Below are 16,639 nucleotides of genomic sequence, written 5' to 3'. Positions count from 1 at the left end.
GGGAAGGCTTTGGAGCATAAACGGAGCAACAACATAAAAAGGAGCACGCCATGAGCAAACCCACTGCGTTCCCGCTGGACGAGAGCAAGCTGCCCTTCCGGATCCCGAAGGACCAGCCGTTCCGGGAAAATATCGCCAAGCTGGGCCAGATGATCACTGACCGCATCCCTGCCAAAAAGGGCACGCTGACCCAGGACGACCCCGAATACTGGGGCCTTGCGTCCATCGTGACCGACGAGATGGCCGAGGTTGCATTGAAAATGAAGGTCCGCAAGCCTATGACCCTGCCCGAGCTGGTCAAGGCTACCGGCAAGCCTGCCGACGAGCTGGAACCGCTGCTGCAGCAGATGGCTGTGGTCGGATTACTGGAATACAACTGGGAAAATCCCCGCCGGGAGAAGCAGTACATCCTGCCGATGTTCGTGCCCGGCAGTGCGGAATTTTTCAATATGAACAAACAGCAGATCGCCGACCACCCCGAGGTCACGGCCTTCTTCGAGCGGATGACTTTTTTGCCGCTGGAACACATCACCGCCATGGTGCCGCCGGGCGGCGCGGGTATCGGTATGCACGTCATCCCGGTGGAAAAGGCCATCGAGACCGAGAACCAATCCGTAGACGTGGAGCATATCTCCCACTGGCTGAAAAAGTATGACGGCAAGTATGCCGCCGGGCCGTGCAGCTGCCGTATGTCCCGCGCCGCCATGGGCGAGGGCTGCGGCGACGACCCCGACGACTGGTGCATCGGCGTCGGCGACATGGCCGACTACCTTGTGGAGACGAACAAAGGCCACTACGTCACCTACGACGAGGTGCTGCAGATTTTGCAAAAGGCCGAGGACAACGGCTTTGTACACCAGATCACGAACATCGACGGCGAGAACAAGATTTTCGCCATCTGCAACTGCAACGTCAACGTCTGTAACGCTTTGCGCACCAGCCAGCTGTTCAACACGCCCAACATGAGCCGCTCGGCCTACGTTGCCAAAGTCACGCCGGAAAACTGCGTAGCCTGCGGCCGCTGTGTGGAGTACTGCCCCGCCGGTGCGGTCAAGCTGGGCCAAAAGCTCTGCACCAAGGAAGGGCGCGTCGTCTACCCGCGCCAGGAACTGCCCGATACCGTAAAGTGGGGCCCCGAGAAGTGGGCCATCGACTACCGCGACAAGAACCGTATCAACTGCTATGACACCGGCACGGCCCCCTGCAAGACGGCCTGTCCTGCCCACATTGCCGTGCAGGGCTACCTGAAAATGGCCGCCCAGGGCCGCTACCGCGACGCGCTGGCGCTGATCAAAAAAGAGAACCCCTTCCCCGCCGTCTGCGGCCGCATCTGCAACCGCCGGTGCGAGGATGCCTGCACCCGCGGCACCGTGGACCAGGCTGTTGCCATCGACGCCGTGAAGAAGTTTATCGCCCAGCAGGACCTGCACGCCGAGCACCGCTATGTGCCCGACGTCGTCCAGCCGTCGCTGCAAGGGCCGTGGCCGCAGAAAATCGCCATCATCGGCGGCGGCCCGGCGGGCCTGAGCTGCGCCTACTTCCTGGCGACCCAGGGCTACAAGCCCACCGTGTTTGAGAAAAACGAGCGTCCCGGCGGTATGCTGCGGTACGGTATCCCCTCCTTCAAGCTCGAGAAAGACGTCATTGACGCCGAGATCGACGTACTGCGGGAGCTGGGCGTGGACATCCGCTGCGGCGTGGACGTGGGCAGGGATGTGACGCTGGCCCAGCTGCGCGAGCAGGGCTACAAGGCGTTCTACATTGCCATCGGCTGCCAGGGCGGCCGCAAGGCGGGCGTGCCCGGCGAGGATGCCGCAGGCATTGAGACTGCCGTACACCTGCTGCGCACCGTGGGCGGCGACGAAAGCCATACGATGCAGGGCAAGACCGTTGTCATCGGCGGCGGCAATGTCGCCATCGACGCGGCGCGGGTCGCCTTACGCTGCGGGTCCGACGATGTGACAATGGTCTGCCTGGAGCCGCGGGAGAAGATGCCCGCCTCGGTGGAGGAAATCGCCGAGGCCGAGGAGGAAGGCACCAAAATCACCTGCGGCTACGGCCCGAAGGAGTTTATCGCCGAAAACGGCCATGTCACCGCCGTGGTGCTGAAAAAGTGCACCGGTCTCTACAATGCCGAAGGCCGCTTTGCACCCACCTACGACGAGAACGACACCATCACCCTGCCTTGCGAGAACGTTGTGCTCAGCATCGGCCAGTGCATCGAGTGGGGCGACCTGCTGAACGGCGAGGCCGTAGAGCTGGGCCGTGGCCAGGGTGCCGTGGCCGACGCGCTGACTTACCAGACCGCGCAGCCCGACGTGTTTGTGGGCGGCGACGTCTATACCGGCCCGCGCTTTGCCATCGACGCGATTGCGGCAGGCAAACAGGGGGCAATCTCCATCCACCGCTATGTGCAGCCCAACACCAGCATGACGATCGGCCGCAACCGCCGGGATTTCCACGAGCTGGACAAGAACAATCTGTCGCTGGGCGAGTACGACCATGCCCCGCGCCAGACCGCCGCGCTGGACGAGAGCATCGACACCCACCGTTCCTTCCGGGATGCGCACCTGACGCTGACCGAGGATCAGGTCAAAATCGAGACAGCCCGCTGTCTGGGCTGCGGTGCCAGCGTCGTAGACCCGAACAAGTGCATCGGCTGCGGCGTCTGCACGACCAAGTGCGAGTTTGACGCTATCCATCTGCACCGCGACCTGCCCGAGTGCAGCAAGATGGTCAAGAGCGAGGACAAGTTCAAGGCCATTCTGCCCTACATGGCGAAGCGGGAAATCAAGATTCGTTTCTCCAAAAAGGAGAAGTAAATGCACGAGCTGGGCATTGTGTTCCACATCATCCGCACGGTGGAGGATGTGGCAAAGCAAAACGATGTATCCCGCATCCGACGGGTGACATTGCAGCTGGGCGAAGTCTCCGGCGTGGTGGAGAGCTACCTGCAGGATTGTTGGAAGTGGGCCGCCGCGAAGTCTGAGATTTTACCCGGCGCGGTGCTGGCGGTGGAGACCATCCCCGCCGTGACTCTCTGCGAGGACTGCGGGCAGCAGTACCCCACCGTGCAGTATGGCCGAATCTGCCCCCACTGCCGGAGCGAACATACGCATCTGGTGCAGGGGAACGAGATGATGATCAAAGAGGTGGAGGCAGTAGAATAAAAGCCTTCCCCCTTGGGGGAAGCCAAGAAAAGGCGCGTGTGCGAGAAGTTTTCGCACACGCGCCTTTTTCTTATTTCTCCCCTTCGGGGAAAATCACCTTATTGACGAAGAAGAAGATCACCATGGACACGCCGCCGTTCAAAACCGTCGTGCCGATGTTGTAGATGAAGTCCGGCACCAGCAGGCCAGCCACCGCCACCCAAACACAGTTGATGGAGTTGACGATGCAGGTGATGATGCAGAACGCCGCCACATACCAGGCAATTTGCTTGCCCAGGCTGCCCTTGCTGCGGAACACGAAATTGCGCTGGATCGGGAAGTTGATGCACTCGCCAATCACCATCGCGATCATGTAGGCGCAGAAGTAGGGCAGGCCGCCGTGGGCGGCATCATACCCTAAGATATTCCACTGGAACGTCTCGCCAAAGAGCGTTACCGGGATGCCCGGCCAGCCGAAATCCACGACCGGCAGGCTGCTGAATGCGGCGGGCAGAAACTGCAAAAGCAAGTATTTGAACACCGTAATTAAGTTTGACACGATGACGAACAAGCCGCCCTCACGCACCCACTTGGCAGCGGCGGGGTGCTTAGCCGCAAAGGTATTCCAAAATTGCATGGCTGCACCTCCTGTCAGCTGTTGCGCAGACGGTTTTCCAGCTGCGCGTTCAAAATCACGTTCTTGACGGCCTCAAAAATCACTCGCACCAGGCCGATAACCCAAAAGCCCTGCACTTCCATCACGATACCGTCCACCATGCCCATGCTGATGGCACCATTGGTCATTTTGGCCAGTGCGCGCAGCGGCATATTGTACTGGAACAGCACATTCAAATCCGGCTTGCCTTTTTTGTAACTGGCGTTCAGCAGCGCGGTCAGCACCGCCCAGACCAGCCAGCCCAGGGGGCTGCGTCCATGGTTCAGCTCGCCCAGCGTCATGTTGCGGTCAATTTCGACCCGGTCGTCAGGGATAGGGCGGCCCAGCAGAGTCTCCCACTCGGCATCGGGCACGGTTTGCACCTTGCCGCTCTGGTAGTGCGGCAGCGCCTTCCCGGCATAGGGGTTCAGCGCGTCGGTGCCGATGACCTCGACCGCAGCGGTCAGGCGGATGTCCGCAGAGCTTGCCCCTACGCGAAGCTCATACGTGCCGCCCTCCATCTCCCAACTGTCGGTGCGGGTGTTCCAGTAGCGGAACGCCTTGTCGTCCAGCGTCAGGGTCACGGTCTTGCTCTCCCCCGCCGCCAACTGCACTTTGGCAAAGGCTTTCAGCTCCTGTGCAGGGCGGAAAATTTCAGCATTCGGCTTGGCCACGTACAGCTGCACAATCTCTGCCCCGGCGCGGTCGCCGGTGTTGGTCACGGTCAGGGTCGCGCTGTGGGCGTCGGCATGCAGGTCACTGTACGCAAACTGTGTATAGCTCAACCCATGGCCGAAGGGGAACGCCACCGGCACCCCGGCGGTCTGGTAATAGCGATAGCCGACGTACAGTCCCTCGCGGTACTGCACGGTGCGGCCAGGGCCTGCAAAGTGGTCGCGGGCGGGGGTGTCGGCGTAGGCGTTGGCCCAAGTCTCGGCCAGCTTGCCGCCGGGGTTGATTTTGCCGGTCAGCACGTCCACCATCGCGCCCGCGCCCGCCTGGCCGCCCAGCGCGCCGTAAACCAGCGCTTTGCAGTGGGCCAGCCACGGCGTTTCCAGCGAGGCACCGGCGTTCACGATGACCACAGTGTTGGGGTTGGCTTCGCGCACGGCCTGCAAAAGCTCGATCTGGTTGTCGGCCAGCTTCATATCGGCGCGGTCCAGGCCCTCGCTCTCCTTGATCTCGTCCAGTCCCAGGCAGAGCAGCACGGCGTCCGCTTCTGCGGCCAGGGCGACGGCCTCGGCCTGCTTGGCGGCATCGGGTTTTCCCTGGCGGTCAAAACCCGGGGCAAAGCCCACACTGTACAGACCGCTGTCGTTCAGACAATCCAAGAAGGTGTCCACTTTGATGGAGTTGACGGCGCTGGACCCTGCACCCTGGTAGCGCGGCGTCTCGGCAAAGTCGCCGATGACCGCCACACGCGTGCCCTCGGCCAGCGGCAGCAGGGCATCGTCGTTTTTCAGCAGCACAACACTCTCCCCTGCCGCGCGGCGGGCCAGCGCATGGTGGGCGTCGGCGTCAAAACTGCGGCTGTGGCGTTCTACGGCGGCGTGGGTGTCCAGCACCAGCGTCAGCAGCTCATCCAGACGGGCGTCCACATCGGCCTCGATAATTTTGCCGGACCGTACGGCGGCCAGCAGCTCCCGCACGGCGTCCCCGCCGGGGGCGGGCATTTCCAGCGTCGAGCCGTTTTTCACGCCCAGCGCATGGTCATTACTGCCGCCCCAGTCGGTCACGACCGCGCCGTCAAAGCCCCACTCCTCGCGCAGGATATCCTGCAAAAGGTGGGCGTTCTCGTTGGCGTAGATGCCGTTGATGAGATTGTAGCTGGACATGAGGGCCTTGGGGTGCGCCTCTTTGACGACGATCTCAAACCCGGTCAGGTACAGCTCCCTCAGCGTCCGCTCGTCCACCACCGAGTCCGATGCCATGCGGCGCAGCTCCTGGCTGTTGACGGCGAAGTGCTTGGGGCAGGCGGAGATGCCTTCCGACTGGATGCCGCGCACGTAGGCGGCGGCCATCTTGCCGGAGAGATAGGGATCCTCGGAGAAATACTCAAAGTTGCGGCCGCAGAGGGGACTGCGCTTGGTGTTCAGGCCCGGCCCCAGCAGAACGGCGACCTCCTGCGCGGCGGCCTCCTCGCCCATGGCCCGGCCGATTTCCTCGCCCAGCGCCGGATCCCAGCTGCACGCCACGGTGGCGGCTGTGGGGAAGCAGGTGGCCGGCACGCTGGGGTTCAGCCCCAGGTGATCCGCCGCCCCGGCCTGCTTGCGCACGCCGTTGGGGCCGTCGGACAGGGTGATGGGCGGCACGCCCGCGTTTTTGTAGCCCCGCGTCGTGAACACGGTATCACCGGACAGCAGAGCGCATTTTTGTTCAAGGTTTAGTTTGGTTATAATATCTGTGTGTTTCATGGGGTAGTCACTCCTTACACATAACAGTGTGGGCGCACACGCAGGTGTGCCCGCATTGCTCACATGGGGTTAGTTTTTCTTTTCAGCCTTGGCCGCCTTGCGCAGCTTGACGTCAATGACGACGCCGCGGACAGCCAGTGCGAAGAGCAGAACAGCCACAATGTCGATCAGGGCGACAAGGTGACGCCAGCCGAACACAGAAGTCGTGAAGTTGTGGCGAACAACGCTGGTATCGCCGATGCTGTCAGCATAAGCCTGGTTGGTCACACGGACATGCAGGTACATATACAGCGTCTCCTTGGTGGCGCGGCGCAAAGCCTGCATATAGCTGTTGGAGCCGGTCTCATAGGCCATCTCGCCGCCGGTGAAGCCCGCCATCCACAGGCTGCCGCCTGCGCGCAGGGCCTGGTCGCCGTTCATGTAGCTGTGGTGGTCGCAGTAGTCAGTGATGACCGCGCCGTCAAAGCCCCACTCATCGCGCAGGATGCCGGTCAGCAGCGCCTCGCTGCCGCCTGCCCAGACAGCGCCGATACGATTGTAGCTGCTCATGAGGCCGACCGCGTCATAATCCTCGACCAGCATCTGGAAGGGGCGCAGGTAGGTCTCGCGCAGAGCCTGCTCGGTCATCCAAGTGTAGACAGAGTCACGGTAGATGCCGCTCTCGCCAGCCCGATCCCGTGCAGTACGGGATGCGGCTTGCGAACTTTGGGTTGTTTTGTCATATTCCTTTTTTCCTTCTAAGGCGGGGCTTTTGGCCCCCGCCTTTGTTCTGACCTTATTGTAGCAGAAAAGGGGCTTTGCGGCACAAAATTTGCATAACCTGTCGTTTTGGGCGCAAAATCTGTAATTGTAACAAAAAGATTACCAAAAATGTAGTGCAAAGCGCACAAGACAAGGTCGCATCCCTTTGTGCAAAATGCCACTGCGGGTACGCAGCGCGGGCCGGGCATACCCGGCCCGCAGCCTTCCGGCAATTTCCCGTTTTTCCATCCATCTCCCCCACACAAAAATTCCCCCGCCGTTTCAACGCGGCGGGGGATACTTCATTTATTCATTCGTGGAGATATCCGTCCCGAAGTACTTCTCGCTCAATTCCTTCAGCGTACCGTCGGCGCGCATTTCCTCAATGGCGGTGTCGATGGCAGCGCGCAGGGTGGCGGTCTCGTCGCCCTTGCGCATCGGGATGGCAACCTCGTTCGCGTCCGCAGCCAGCACGGCGATCTTCGCGTTCGCGTCGGGGTGCTCCTTCATGTAATCATAGTAGGTCACCTCGGCGTTCAGCGTGGCATCAATGCGGCCGCTCAACAGCAACTCAAAGGTCTGGTTCAGGTCGTCCACACCTGTCACAGTTGCGCCGTACTGCTCGGCCAGCTCGGCGTAGGTGCTGGAAATCGTGTTGGCGGTGGTCTTGCCGTTCAAATCTTCCAGCGTCTTGATGCTGTCGTTGTCCTTCTGGGTGATGACGGCGGTGCGGTTGTAGGCGTAGGGGGTCGAGAAATCGTATTTCTCGGCGCGCTCGGGGGTGATGTCCACGCCGTTGACCATGATATCATAGCGGCCCGCATCCAGACCTGCCAGCAGGCCGTCCCACTCGCCCTCGACGAACTTCGGCTCCACGCCCAGCTTCTCGGCGATCTTGGTTGCGACCTCAACGTCGTAGCCGACGAGGTTGTCGCTCTCGTCGTGGTAGGTCCAGGGTGCCCAGGTGCCCTCCATGGCAACGGTGATGGTACCGTTGGCCTGGATCTGGCTCAACAGGTCGCCGCCGGTCTCCTCGGTCGCGGCGGTGTCCGCCATGTTCTCGGCGGGGGCGGCGCTGTCGGCGGTGCTGCCGCAGGCCGTCAGAGCCAGCGCGGCGGTCAGGGTCAGGGCGGTCAGTTTGGCAAGGTTCTTCATTATAATTGGCTCCTTTGTCTGTATGTCTGCAAAAATTCCCGGGTGCGGAGCTGCTGCGGGTCGTTGAAGAACGCCTCGGCTGTGTTCTGCTCCACAATCACGCCCCCATCCATAAACACCACGCGGTTCGCCACATGGCGGGCAAAGCCCATCTCGTGGGTCACCACCAGCATCGTGCGGCCTTCCTCGGCCAGGCTGCGCATGACAGCCAACACTTCGCCGGTCAGCTCCGGGTCAAGAGCCGACGTGGGTTCGTCAAAATAAATAATCTCCGGGTCTGCGGCCATGGCGCGGGCAATCGCCACGCGCTGCTGCTGCCCGCCGGAAAGCTGGTTGGGGTAGTAGTCGGCACGGTCGGCCATGCCCACCCTGACCAGCGCGGCGCGGGCGATCTCATCGGCCTGCCTGCGCGGCATTTTCCGCGCCACAATCAGCCCCTCGGTGACGTTCTGCAAGGCCGTTTTGTTGGCGAACAGGTTGTAGTTCTGGAACACGAACCCGGTGCGTCGGCGCAGGGCGTTGACCTGGGTGCGGGTCACATGGGCCAGCTCCACGCGCTGGCCGTCAAAGGTCATCGTGCCGTCGTCTGCCTTCTCCAAAAAGTTCAGGCAGCGCAGCATCGTGGTTTTTCCGCTGCCGCTTGCGCCCAGAATGGCGACCACATCGCCCTTGTTCACGTCCAGGTCAATGCCTTTCAGCACCTGTAAATCACCGAAAGCCTTGCGCAAATTTCTGATTTCCAGCATAGCTTAACTCCTTTGCGCGCCCTTGCTGTTCAGGTACTTCTCGCCCACGGCCTGCAGGCGGGTCAGCACAGTGCAGAACAGCAGGTAGATGATGCCGACCTCGATGTACAGCGCCAGCGGCTCATAGGTGCGGGCCACAATGCGCTGGGTGGTCATGAGCATTTCGGTCACGGTGATGTTGGCCGCCAGCGAGGTATCCTTGACCATGGCGATCAAAAAGCTGGCCAGCGTGGGGAACGCCGTGCGCATGGCCTGCGGCAGGATGATACGACGAATGATCTGCAAATAGCTCATGCCGACGCACTGGCCGGCCTCCATCTGACCCTGGGGCACGGCTTCCAGCGCGGCACGCACGGTCTCGGCGCAGTACGCGCCCTCATTGATGGAAAAGACCAGCACCGCGGCGGGGAACGGCTCGATAAGGATGCCAACGCCGGGCAGGCCGTAGAACACGACAAACAGCTGCACCAGCACCGGCGTGCCGCGCATGACCCAGATGTAAAACCGGGCGATCTGCTGCAAGACGGGCACATGAGCAAACTGCACCAGCGCCACCACAACGGCAATGATCAGCGCCAGCGTGAAGGAAATGACGGTCAGCGGGATGGTGACGGTCAGGCCGGGCAGCAATATTTTACCAAAGGAATCCACAAGGATGCCTACAAGGCGTTCGGACATGGGGCGGCTCTCTCCTTTTGTGATGCAGGGGTGGCGGGAAGATTTCCCACTAAAACGGTATGCTATGAAATTGTAGCACATCAGCACGAATTTTGCAAGGGTGTAATTTGAAGTGAAGTTTAAGGGCGTGCGCTTTTAAAGGTGCGCGATAAGGGAACGCGGCACCCGGCCCGTGCGCCATAATTGCGCGATTGAAAACACCTCTGCGGTGTAGGGGCCGGGCATGCCCGGCCCGCAAGTATGCGGTGGGTGTCCCTTTATCCATGGATTTGTAGGGAGGGGGGCTTGCCCCCTCCGCGGCGGCCAGAGAACCGGCCGCCCTACGTTTTTCCGGGAAGGTGGGTGCTGGCCTGCGGGGCGTCGAGGACGCCGCCCCCTACCGTTGCCGGGGGCGGATGCTTGCCTTACACGGCAGGGCCGGGCATGCCCGGCCCCTACGGTGCGGCAAGGGAAAATGGGCATAAAAAATCCCACCGTCGGTGGGAGACGGTGGGACAAAATCAGTCAAGTGTTTTATCAGGCCTTCGGCTGAACGTCATAAGCACCATTGGTACCATCAGTCTTACCCTGAGTATAAGTGCAAGTCCAATTACCCTGGGTATACACAACGGATTTAACCATACCATTGTAATCGCTTCCCGTAGCCTTATCAATGGCGATATCACCAATAGTACCCGTTACCTCCGCCAGGTTCTTAATCGTCGTCTTGTCAGCATCAGCAATGGTAACATCACCCGCCTTAGCGCCATACTTTTCGGCAACAACCGTCTGGGTTGCCATGACAACACTGCGAGTTTCAGCAACAATCGCTTCCTTGCGAGCACGGTCAATATAGCCAGTCAGAGCGGGGACCAGCAGGGCGGCCAGGATGGCCAGGATGACGAGAACGACGATGAGCTCGACGAGGGTGAAGCCCTTCTTGTTCTTCATTTTACGAATTTTCTCGAACATTATAATTCCTCCAATTTCTCCAGAAGGACTTCAACCGTCCTTTTACTGTGAATTTATAATATCATACAATTTACCAAATTTCAATAAAGTTACAGCAAAACAGCAAAAACCATTTTGTTGCCTGGTTTGTACCTTTTTCGCAAAGTTTTTTGTTGCTTTGCAACGTGTGCCGTTCGATAATGCCGTCGCATCGCCATTTTATTTTACACATTTCTGCGTTATTTTATAAAAATATGTGCATTTACGACAAATTTTGCAGTCGTTTTCTGGTGAATATTTAACCGTGCATATTTTGCGGTGGTGCAGGGTGCGATTTTGGGCGGTTTTGCGGGTTTACAGGGGGATTTTGTAAAATTTAACGTGGCTAAGCGGGGCAAATTGTGTGCTATTGGGGCGGAGCGTTTTTCCGCACAAAAAATGTCTCCCACATGGGGAGGCGTTTGGAAATGTGCTGTGCTTAACACCGAAAACGTGATTTTTACGGAATTTTTGCTGTGCTCTGGCGTTTTGGCTGCCGTCGGGCCACTAAATATGGCGTCCGCGGCGGGATTTTTTCAGGTGAGTTGTAATAAACGGCACAATGCCCTCAAAGAAGGCCATGATGGGGCTGTCGCAGTTGTCGGTGCAGCCCTTGTCCTTCAGCGCGGCCAAAGGTGTGCTTTCCCCTGCCGGGTCGTTTTGATTCGGCCATCATTCCGCCACTTCCCGCAGGTGTTCACGCACCGGGCGCAGGTTCTCGGGCAGGTCAGCATCCGGCAAATCGCTGATGCCATCTGTCGTGCCGCGGGCCTTGGCGGTCTCATAGAACCAGCACTTATAGTCCAGCGTGTCCATCGTCTGCTGCAATTCGGCCATGCGGGCTTCCAGCACGGCCTTCTGCTTGCGGAACATTTCCAACCGCTGGGCGATCGTCGCGTCGCCCTGCATGGCAAGCTCGATGTATTCGCGGATATCCTTCAGCGACATACCGGTCTTTTTCAGGCACTCAATGATGCGCAGCCACTCGAAGTCCTTTTCCTCAAACACGCGGATGCCGCCGGAGGAACGCCCCACAAAGGGCAGCAGCCCTTCTTTATCATAGTAGCGCAGTGTCGATGCAGGCACACCCAGCCGTTTTGCCATTTCGCCCACCGTATAAGCCATAGTTGCCTCCTGATTTTTTTTGCAGAACCCCTCGACTTAAACCGGGGTTTAACTTGTATGATATCAGTATAGGGCAGTTGCAGCCCCATGTCAAGCTGCGAAAAGGAGCAATTCACCTAGATGCCCCCATGGCCGCCGACGCGCCGGAGGGCGTAAGCGTCACCAGATCCCACTTTGGGGCTTATTTTTTATATTGACAAATCCCGCTCATCTACCTATTATAAGTGGGAAAGCATACGAAAGGACTGTCGAACTTATGAAAATGGAACGTATTGACCGGGTTCGTGCCGCACTGTGCGCACAGGGCCTGACCCAAATGATCGTCTGCGACCCCAAAAGCGTGTGGTATCTGACCGGTGTCGCCGTGGAACCCTATGAGCGTCTGCTGGCACTCTACCTGCCCACCGACGGCGAGCCGGTGCTGTTTTTGAACAAGCTGTTCAATGTCTCGAACCCGCCCTGCAAGACCGTTTGGCACACTGACACCGACGCCCCGGTCGCCCAGATCGCCGCCGTGGTCAACGCCGCGAATCCGCTGGGTATCGACAAAGAGTGGCCCGCCAAGTTCCTGATCCCGCTGATGGAGGCCCACCCCGGCATGCAGGTCGTGCTGTCCAGCGATTGCGTCGACGACTGCCGCGCCTGCAAGGACGCCGAGGAACAGCGCCTCATGCGTGAGGCCTCCCGCATCAACGATGAAGTCAACGAGGCTGCGAAGCACTACGTCAAGGTCGGCATGACTGAGCGTGAGGTGGCCGAGTTCATTGACGCCCAGTTCCGCGCCCACGGCTGCGAAGGCCCGAGCTTTACCACCATCGTTTCCTTCGGCGCGAACGCCGCTGACCCCCACCACGAGCCGGACGGCACGGTGCTGAAGGAGGGCGACTGCGTGCTGTTTGACATGGGCTGCGTGAAGGACCGCTATTGCAGCGACATGACCCGCACCTGGTTCTGCGGCCAGCCCACAGAGAAGCAGGTCGCCGTACACGACCTGGTGCGCCGCGCCAACGAAGCCGCCGAGGCACTTATCAAGCCCGGCGTGCGCCTGTGCGACCTGGATGCCGCCGCCCGCGATTTGATCGCCGAAGCGGGTTATGGCGAATACTTCAACCACCGTCTGGGCCATTTCATCGGCCAGACCGACCACGAGAAGGGCGACGTGAGCAGCGCCAACACCGCCGTTGCCAAGCCCGGCATGATTTTCTCGATCGAGCCGGGTATCTACCTGCCCGGTGAGTTCGGCGTCCGCGTCGAGGATCTCGTCCTTGTGACCGAGGACGGCTGCGAGGTGCTGAACCACAACGATAAACATTGGGATGTAGTGGGGAAGTAGCTCCCTTAAAGCTTCCCCCATAGGGAAGCCTTTTTTGTGCAATGTAAAAAGGAGCTTTTATGGATAAAACCGAAAAACTGACCCTGCGGGAATGCCTGCTGGGCGACCGGGCCTTTTACCGCCATGTGCTGCTGGTGGTGCTGCCCATCATCGTGCAGAACACCTTGACGAACGTTGTCTCCCTGCTGGACAACGTCATGGTGGGCCAGGTGGGCACCCTGCCCATGAGCGGCGTTGCCGTGGTAGGCCAGCTGCTGTTTGTGTATAACCTCGCCATTTGGGGCAGTACCTCGGGCGCTGGCATCTTCGGCGCTCAGTTTTACGGCCGCGGCGATATGGACGGCGTGCGCCACACTTTCCGCTTTAAACTGCTGGTGTCCACCGCCATCACAGCGGCAGCCATTATGCTGTTTCTGGCTGCCGGGCCAGCGCTGATTGGAGCGTATATTTCAGCCGATACCTCCCCCGCCGATGCCGCCGCCACGCTGGACTATGCGTGGGGGTATCTGCGCATCATGCTTGTGGGACTGGTGCCCTTCGGCCTGACCCAGTGCTACGCCGGTACCCTGCGCGAGAGCGGCCAGACCGTGCTGCCGATGAAAGCCAGTATGCTGGCGATGGTCGTGAACTTTATCTTTAACGCCCTGCTGATTTTCGGCCTTGGCCCGTTCCCCCGGCTGGGCGTGGCCGGTGCGGCCATCGCCACCGTGCTTTCCCGCTTTGTGGAGCTGGCCATCGTCGCGACCGGCGCCCACCGCAGCGCCGACCGCTACCCCTTTATGCGCGGGGTGTACCACAGCCTTGCCATTCCCGGCGTGTTGGTCAAAAGCATCTTTATCCGGTCGATGCCGTTGCTTGCCAATGAGCTGATGTGGGGCGCAGGTCAGGCCGTGCTGCTGCAATGCTATTCCGTGCGGGGCATCCAGGCCGTGGCCGCGCTGAACATCTGCAACACGATTGCACAGATTTTTAATGAAGTGTTCCTCTCGCTGGGCAACGCCACAGCCATCGTCGTTGGCCAGGAGCTTGGCGCAGACCGCCTGACCGGTGCCCGCCGCACCGCCTGGCGGATGATTACCCTGAGCCTTGCCAGCTGCGTTATTATGGGCGCGGCGCTGGCCGTTTGTGCGCCCTTTATCCCCCGCATCTACAACACCGAGGAGCCCATCCGCCTGCTTGCGACCGAGCTGATCCGCATGGCGGCGCTGTGTATGCCGCTGTACGGCTTTGCCAACTGCGAGTATTTCACGCTGCGCTCCGGCGGCAAAACGTTCATCACATTTTTGTTTGACAGCTGCTTTACCTGGGCTGTGTCCGTGCCGATGGCCTACTGCCTGTCCCGCTTCAGCGGGCTGAACATCGTCACAATTTACCTGTTTGTGAACGGCATGGACATCATCAAATGCACCATCGGCTTTGTGCTGGTGAAGAAGGGCGTCTGGGTAAAGAATATTGTGAAAGAATAGTTGTTCTTCCGTAGGGGCGACGCCAGACATCGACCCCTGCAAGCCCCATAAAGGAGATGTACACCCCCATGACCACCGCACACAAAAGCCGCGTGCTGGATATGACCCAGGGCGACCCATTCCGCCTGGTGCTGCAATTTTCGATGCCGCTGTTCTGTTCGAACCTTTTGCAGCAGTTCTACAATTTGACTGACACTGCCCTTGCCGGGCACCTGCTGGGCGCGGCGGCACTGGCGCAGATCGGCGCGACCGCCGCACTGTACGGTCTTATCATGAACTTTGCCTTCGGCATGAACAACGGCCTGGCACTGACGGTCAGCAGGTATTTCGGCGCCGGGGATGAAAATGGCATGCGCCGCGCCGTGGGCTGGATGGTCACGCTGTCGGTGGGCATCTCGCTGGTGCTGACCGCTACTTCCCTGCTGGGCCGCGGCGCGCTGTTGACTCTGCTGCAGGTTCCCGCCGAAACGTGGGACGGTGCCGCCGCCTACCTGACCGTAATTTTGCTGGGCATCCCGCTGACGATGCTCTACAATATGGAGGCCGCGCTGCTGCGCGCCGTGGGCAACAGCATCACGCCTCTGCTGTTTTTACTCTTCAGCACCGTGCTGAATATCGGGCTGGACGCGGCCTTTATGGGCCCGCTGGGCCTTGGCGTGCGCGGCGCAGCCATCGCCACCGTGCTGGCACAGGGTATCAGCGCCCTGCTGGGCGTGTGGTACATCCTGCGCAGCTACCCGGAACTGCGGTTCCGCCCGGCCCAGCTGAAAGAGACGACCCGCCATGCCGTGACCCATATGTTCTGGGCGGGCCTGAGTATGGGCCTGATGAGCGCCATCTACAACCTGGGCAGCGTGGCCCTGCAAAGCAGCATCAACGCGCTGGGCAGCGCCTACATTGCGGCCCAGACCGCCGCCCGCCGCCTGGCTGAACTGTACTTTATCCCCGGCGGTGCGCTTGGCATCAGTGTGGCGACTTTCAGCAGCCAGAACCTCGGTGCGGGCAAGCGCAGCCGCATCTGGCAGAGCGTAAAGGCCGCGCTGGTCATCTATTTTGTGTGGTGGGTGTTCATCATGGCGTTTACCTTCCTCTGCGGCGAGGCGGCCATCCGCGGCGTGACCGGCAGCGACGACGAAATCATTATTGTCAATGCCCTGCTGTACTTGAAAATCAGCGTGCCCATCATCCCGCCCATGGCCGTGCTGGTCATTTTACGGAATATGCTGCAAGGCATCCAGCACACCATTGAGCCGCTGCTGGCCAGCGCCCTGGAGCTGATCGGCAAAGTGATTTTTGCTGTCTGGCTCGTGCCGGTCTGTGGCTACCGCGCCGTCTGCTTCTGCGAACCGACGACCTGGGTCATCTGCTTTGTGTTCATCCTCTTCGCCACCTGGCGCTGCCGCGGTGATTTGAGGGATGCGTAATTTTTCTTTTTTTCTATTTTTTCGCCCGCGCACCCTTGGCAAACCGGACTTTTTCTGGTATAATATTAGTTACATCTGTGTAGGCCGGTAGCCCAGCCAGGCAGAGTCGGCGGCTCATAACGGATTATAACCGTCTGACCCAATCATTTCTACTTTCAAATATGATGAAGTGCCGCGATTTTTGCTGAACTTCATCGCCAAGATTTCTGCTTTGGCGATGAGTTGGCGATTTGGCCATCAACAGCACTTCTTCATCATAATAAGGGCCGTTAGCTTAACGGTTAAAGCCACCGGCTCATAACCGGTTCAGTGGGGGTTCGAATCCCTCACGGCCCATAAAAAGAACGCAGCTATGTTATTTTTTAAGATAACACGGCTGCGATTCTTTATTTTTCGTACAATTCACGGCTCAACTGATTGCGTATCGACTCCCGGCGTTTTTTGTATTGCTGGGTGTAGATCATTAAAGTCGTGCTCGGCTGGGCGTGACCTGCTTCAGCTGCAACCGTTGCAACACCGATGTCAGGATTCGACATGAGCAGGCTGACAAAGGTATGTCGGAACATGTGCGGGTGAATGTCGCTGATTCCCGCTTTCTGCGCCACACGCTTTACCAGCTTGTTATAGCCGTCCGGGTTGCGCGGCCAGCCGAAGTCATCAATGATGACAAATTCCTGCCCAACCAGTTTCATCAGTGATTCACGCTTATCCTCTTTGTTCGTCACCATATCCCGCTGCCAACTGGCTCCCATCAGCTTCTTTTTCGTATCCCACCATTCTTTGT

At 59.6% G+C, this 16,639-nt stretch carries 15 protein-coding genes and 1 tRNA gene; 6 read left to right on the top strand and 10 right to left on the bottom strand.

What is annotated here, in order from left to right:
• Window positions 1-50 precede the first annotated feature (50 nt).
• Window positions 51-2,822 carry an FAD-dependent oxidoreductase gene (locus tag GPK89_RS01545; protein ID WP_215691188.1) on the top strand — a complete coding sequence of 924 codons (2,772 nt, stop codon included), beginning with the start codon at window positions 51-53 and terminating at the stop codon, window positions 2,820-2,822.
• On the top strand, window positions 2,823-3,170 hold the full coding sequence (locus GPK89_RS01540) for a hydrogenase maturation nickel metallochaperone HypA (RefSeq protein WP_215691186.1): 348 nt from the start codon (window positions 2,823-2,825) through the stop codon (window positions 3,168-3,170).
• 70 nt (window positions 3,171-3,240) lie between these two features.
• On the opposite strand, the gene GPK89_RS01535 is transcribed toward GPK89_RS01540, so the two are convergent.
• From GPK89_RS01535 to GPK89_RS01500, 9 genes are all read right to left on the bottom strand, one after another.
• Window positions 3,241-3,786, bottom strand: a complete 546-nt coding sequence (locus tag GPK89_RS01535; protein WP_215691184.1) for a GtrA family protein — start codon at window positions 3,784-3,786, stop codon at window positions 3,241-3,243.
• Between the two features lie 14 nt (window positions 3,787-3,800).
• Entirely contained in the window at window positions 3,801-6,218 is a 2,418-nt protein-coding gene (locus tag GPK89_RS01530) for a glycoside hydrolase family 3 C-terminal domain-containing protein (protein ID WP_215691182.1), read from the bottom strand.
• Window positions 6,219-6,287: 69 nt separating this feature from the next.
• Window positions 6,288-6,872, bottom strand: coding sequence for a glycoside hydrolase family 3 N-terminal domain-containing protein (locus GPK89_RS01525; protein WP_302412569.1), 585 nt, complete (start codon window positions 6,870-6,872; stop codon window positions 6,288-6,290).
• Between the two features lie 393 nt (window positions 6,873-7,265).
• Window positions 7,266-8,114, bottom strand: coding sequence for an amino acid ABC transporter substrate-binding protein (locus GPK89_RS01520; RefSeq protein ID WP_215691175.1), 849 nt, complete (start codon window positions 8,112-8,114; stop codon window positions 7,266-7,268).
• Window positions 8,114-8,860: an amino acid ABC transporter ATP-binding protein gene (locus tag GPK89_RS01515; RefSeq protein WP_215691174.1), complete on the bottom strand. Its 747-nt coding sequence runs from the start codon at window positions 8,858-8,860 to the stop codon at window positions 8,114-8,116. The genes GPK89_RS01520 and GPK89_RS01515 overlap by 1 nt, the downstream gene beginning before the upstream one ends.
• A gap of 3 nt (window positions 8,861-8,863) precedes the next feature.
• Window positions 8,864-9,538: an amino acid ABC transporter permease gene (locus GPK89_RS01510; protein WP_215691173.1), complete on the bottom strand. Its 675-nt coding sequence runs from the start codon at window positions 9,536-9,538 to the stop codon at window positions 8,864-8,866.
• Between the two features lie 516 nt (window positions 9,539-10,054).
• The gene (locus GPK89_RS01505) at window positions 10,055-10,489 is read right to left on the bottom strand and encodes a type II secretion system protein (RefSeq protein ID WP_252261394.1); all 435 of its coding nucleotides are present in this window, start codon (window positions 10,487-10,489) and stop codon (window positions 10,055-10,057) included.
• A gap of 525 nt (window positions 10,490-11,014) precedes the next feature.
• The gene (locus GPK89_RS16485; protein WP_275951415.1) at window positions 11,015-11,140 is read right to left on the bottom strand and encodes a hypothetical protein; all 126 of its coding nucleotides are present in this window, start codon (window positions 11,138-11,140) and stop codon (window positions 11,015-11,017) included.
• Window positions 11,141-11,179: 39 nt separating this feature from the next.
• Window positions 11,180-11,632, bottom strand: coding sequence for a MerR family transcriptional regulator (locus tag GPK89_RS01500; protein WP_215691172.1), 453 nt, complete (start codon window positions 11,630-11,632; stop codon window positions 11,180-11,182).
• A 256-nt stretch (window positions 11,633-11,888) separates the two neighbouring features.
• Here GPK89_RS01500 and GPK89_RS01495 point away from each other — a divergent pair, with 256 nt between their 5' ends.
• The 4 genes from GPK89_RS01495 to GPK89_RS01480 all read left to right on the top strand — a co-directional run bounded on the left by GPK89_RS01495 (window position 11,889) and on the right by GPK89_RS01480 (window position 16,191).
• Window positions 11,889-12,965, top strand: coding sequence for a M24 family metallopeptidase (locus GPK89_RS01495; RefSeq protein WP_215691170.1), 1,077 nt, complete (start codon window positions 11,889-11,891; stop codon window positions 12,963-12,965).
• Window positions 12,966-13,024: 59 nt separating this feature from the next.
• On the top strand, window positions 13,025-14,431 hold the full coding sequence (locus GPK89_RS01490; protein WP_215691168.1) for an MATE family efflux transporter: 1,407 nt from the start codon (window positions 13,025-13,027) through the stop codon (window positions 14,429-14,431).
• Window positions 14,432-14,499: 68 nt separating this feature from the next.
• A complete protein-coding gene (locus tag GPK89_RS01485; protein ID WP_215691166.1) occupies window positions 14,500-15,855 on the top strand; it encodes an MATE family efflux transporter in 1,356 nt (451 codons plus the stop codon).
• Between the two features lie 263 nt (window positions 15,856-16,118).
• Window positions 16,119-16,191, top strand: a tRNA-Ile gene (locus GPK89_RS01480).
• Window positions 16,192-16,241: 50 nt separating this feature from the next.
• Here the strand turns inward: GPK89_RS01480 and GPK89_RS01475 are convergent.
• The coding region (locus GPK89_RS01475; protein ID WP_215691164.1) for a tyrosine-type recombinase/integrase at window positions 16,242-16,639 on the bottom strand (398 nt) is incomplete at its 5' end.

It is taken from the genome of Gemmiger formicilis, assembly GCF_018784445.1.
Classification (GTDB): domain Bacteria; phylum Bacillota; class Clostridia; order Oscillospirales; family Ruminococcaceae; genus Gemmiger.
This window is presented reverse-complemented; position numbering and strand designations above follow the sequence as displayed.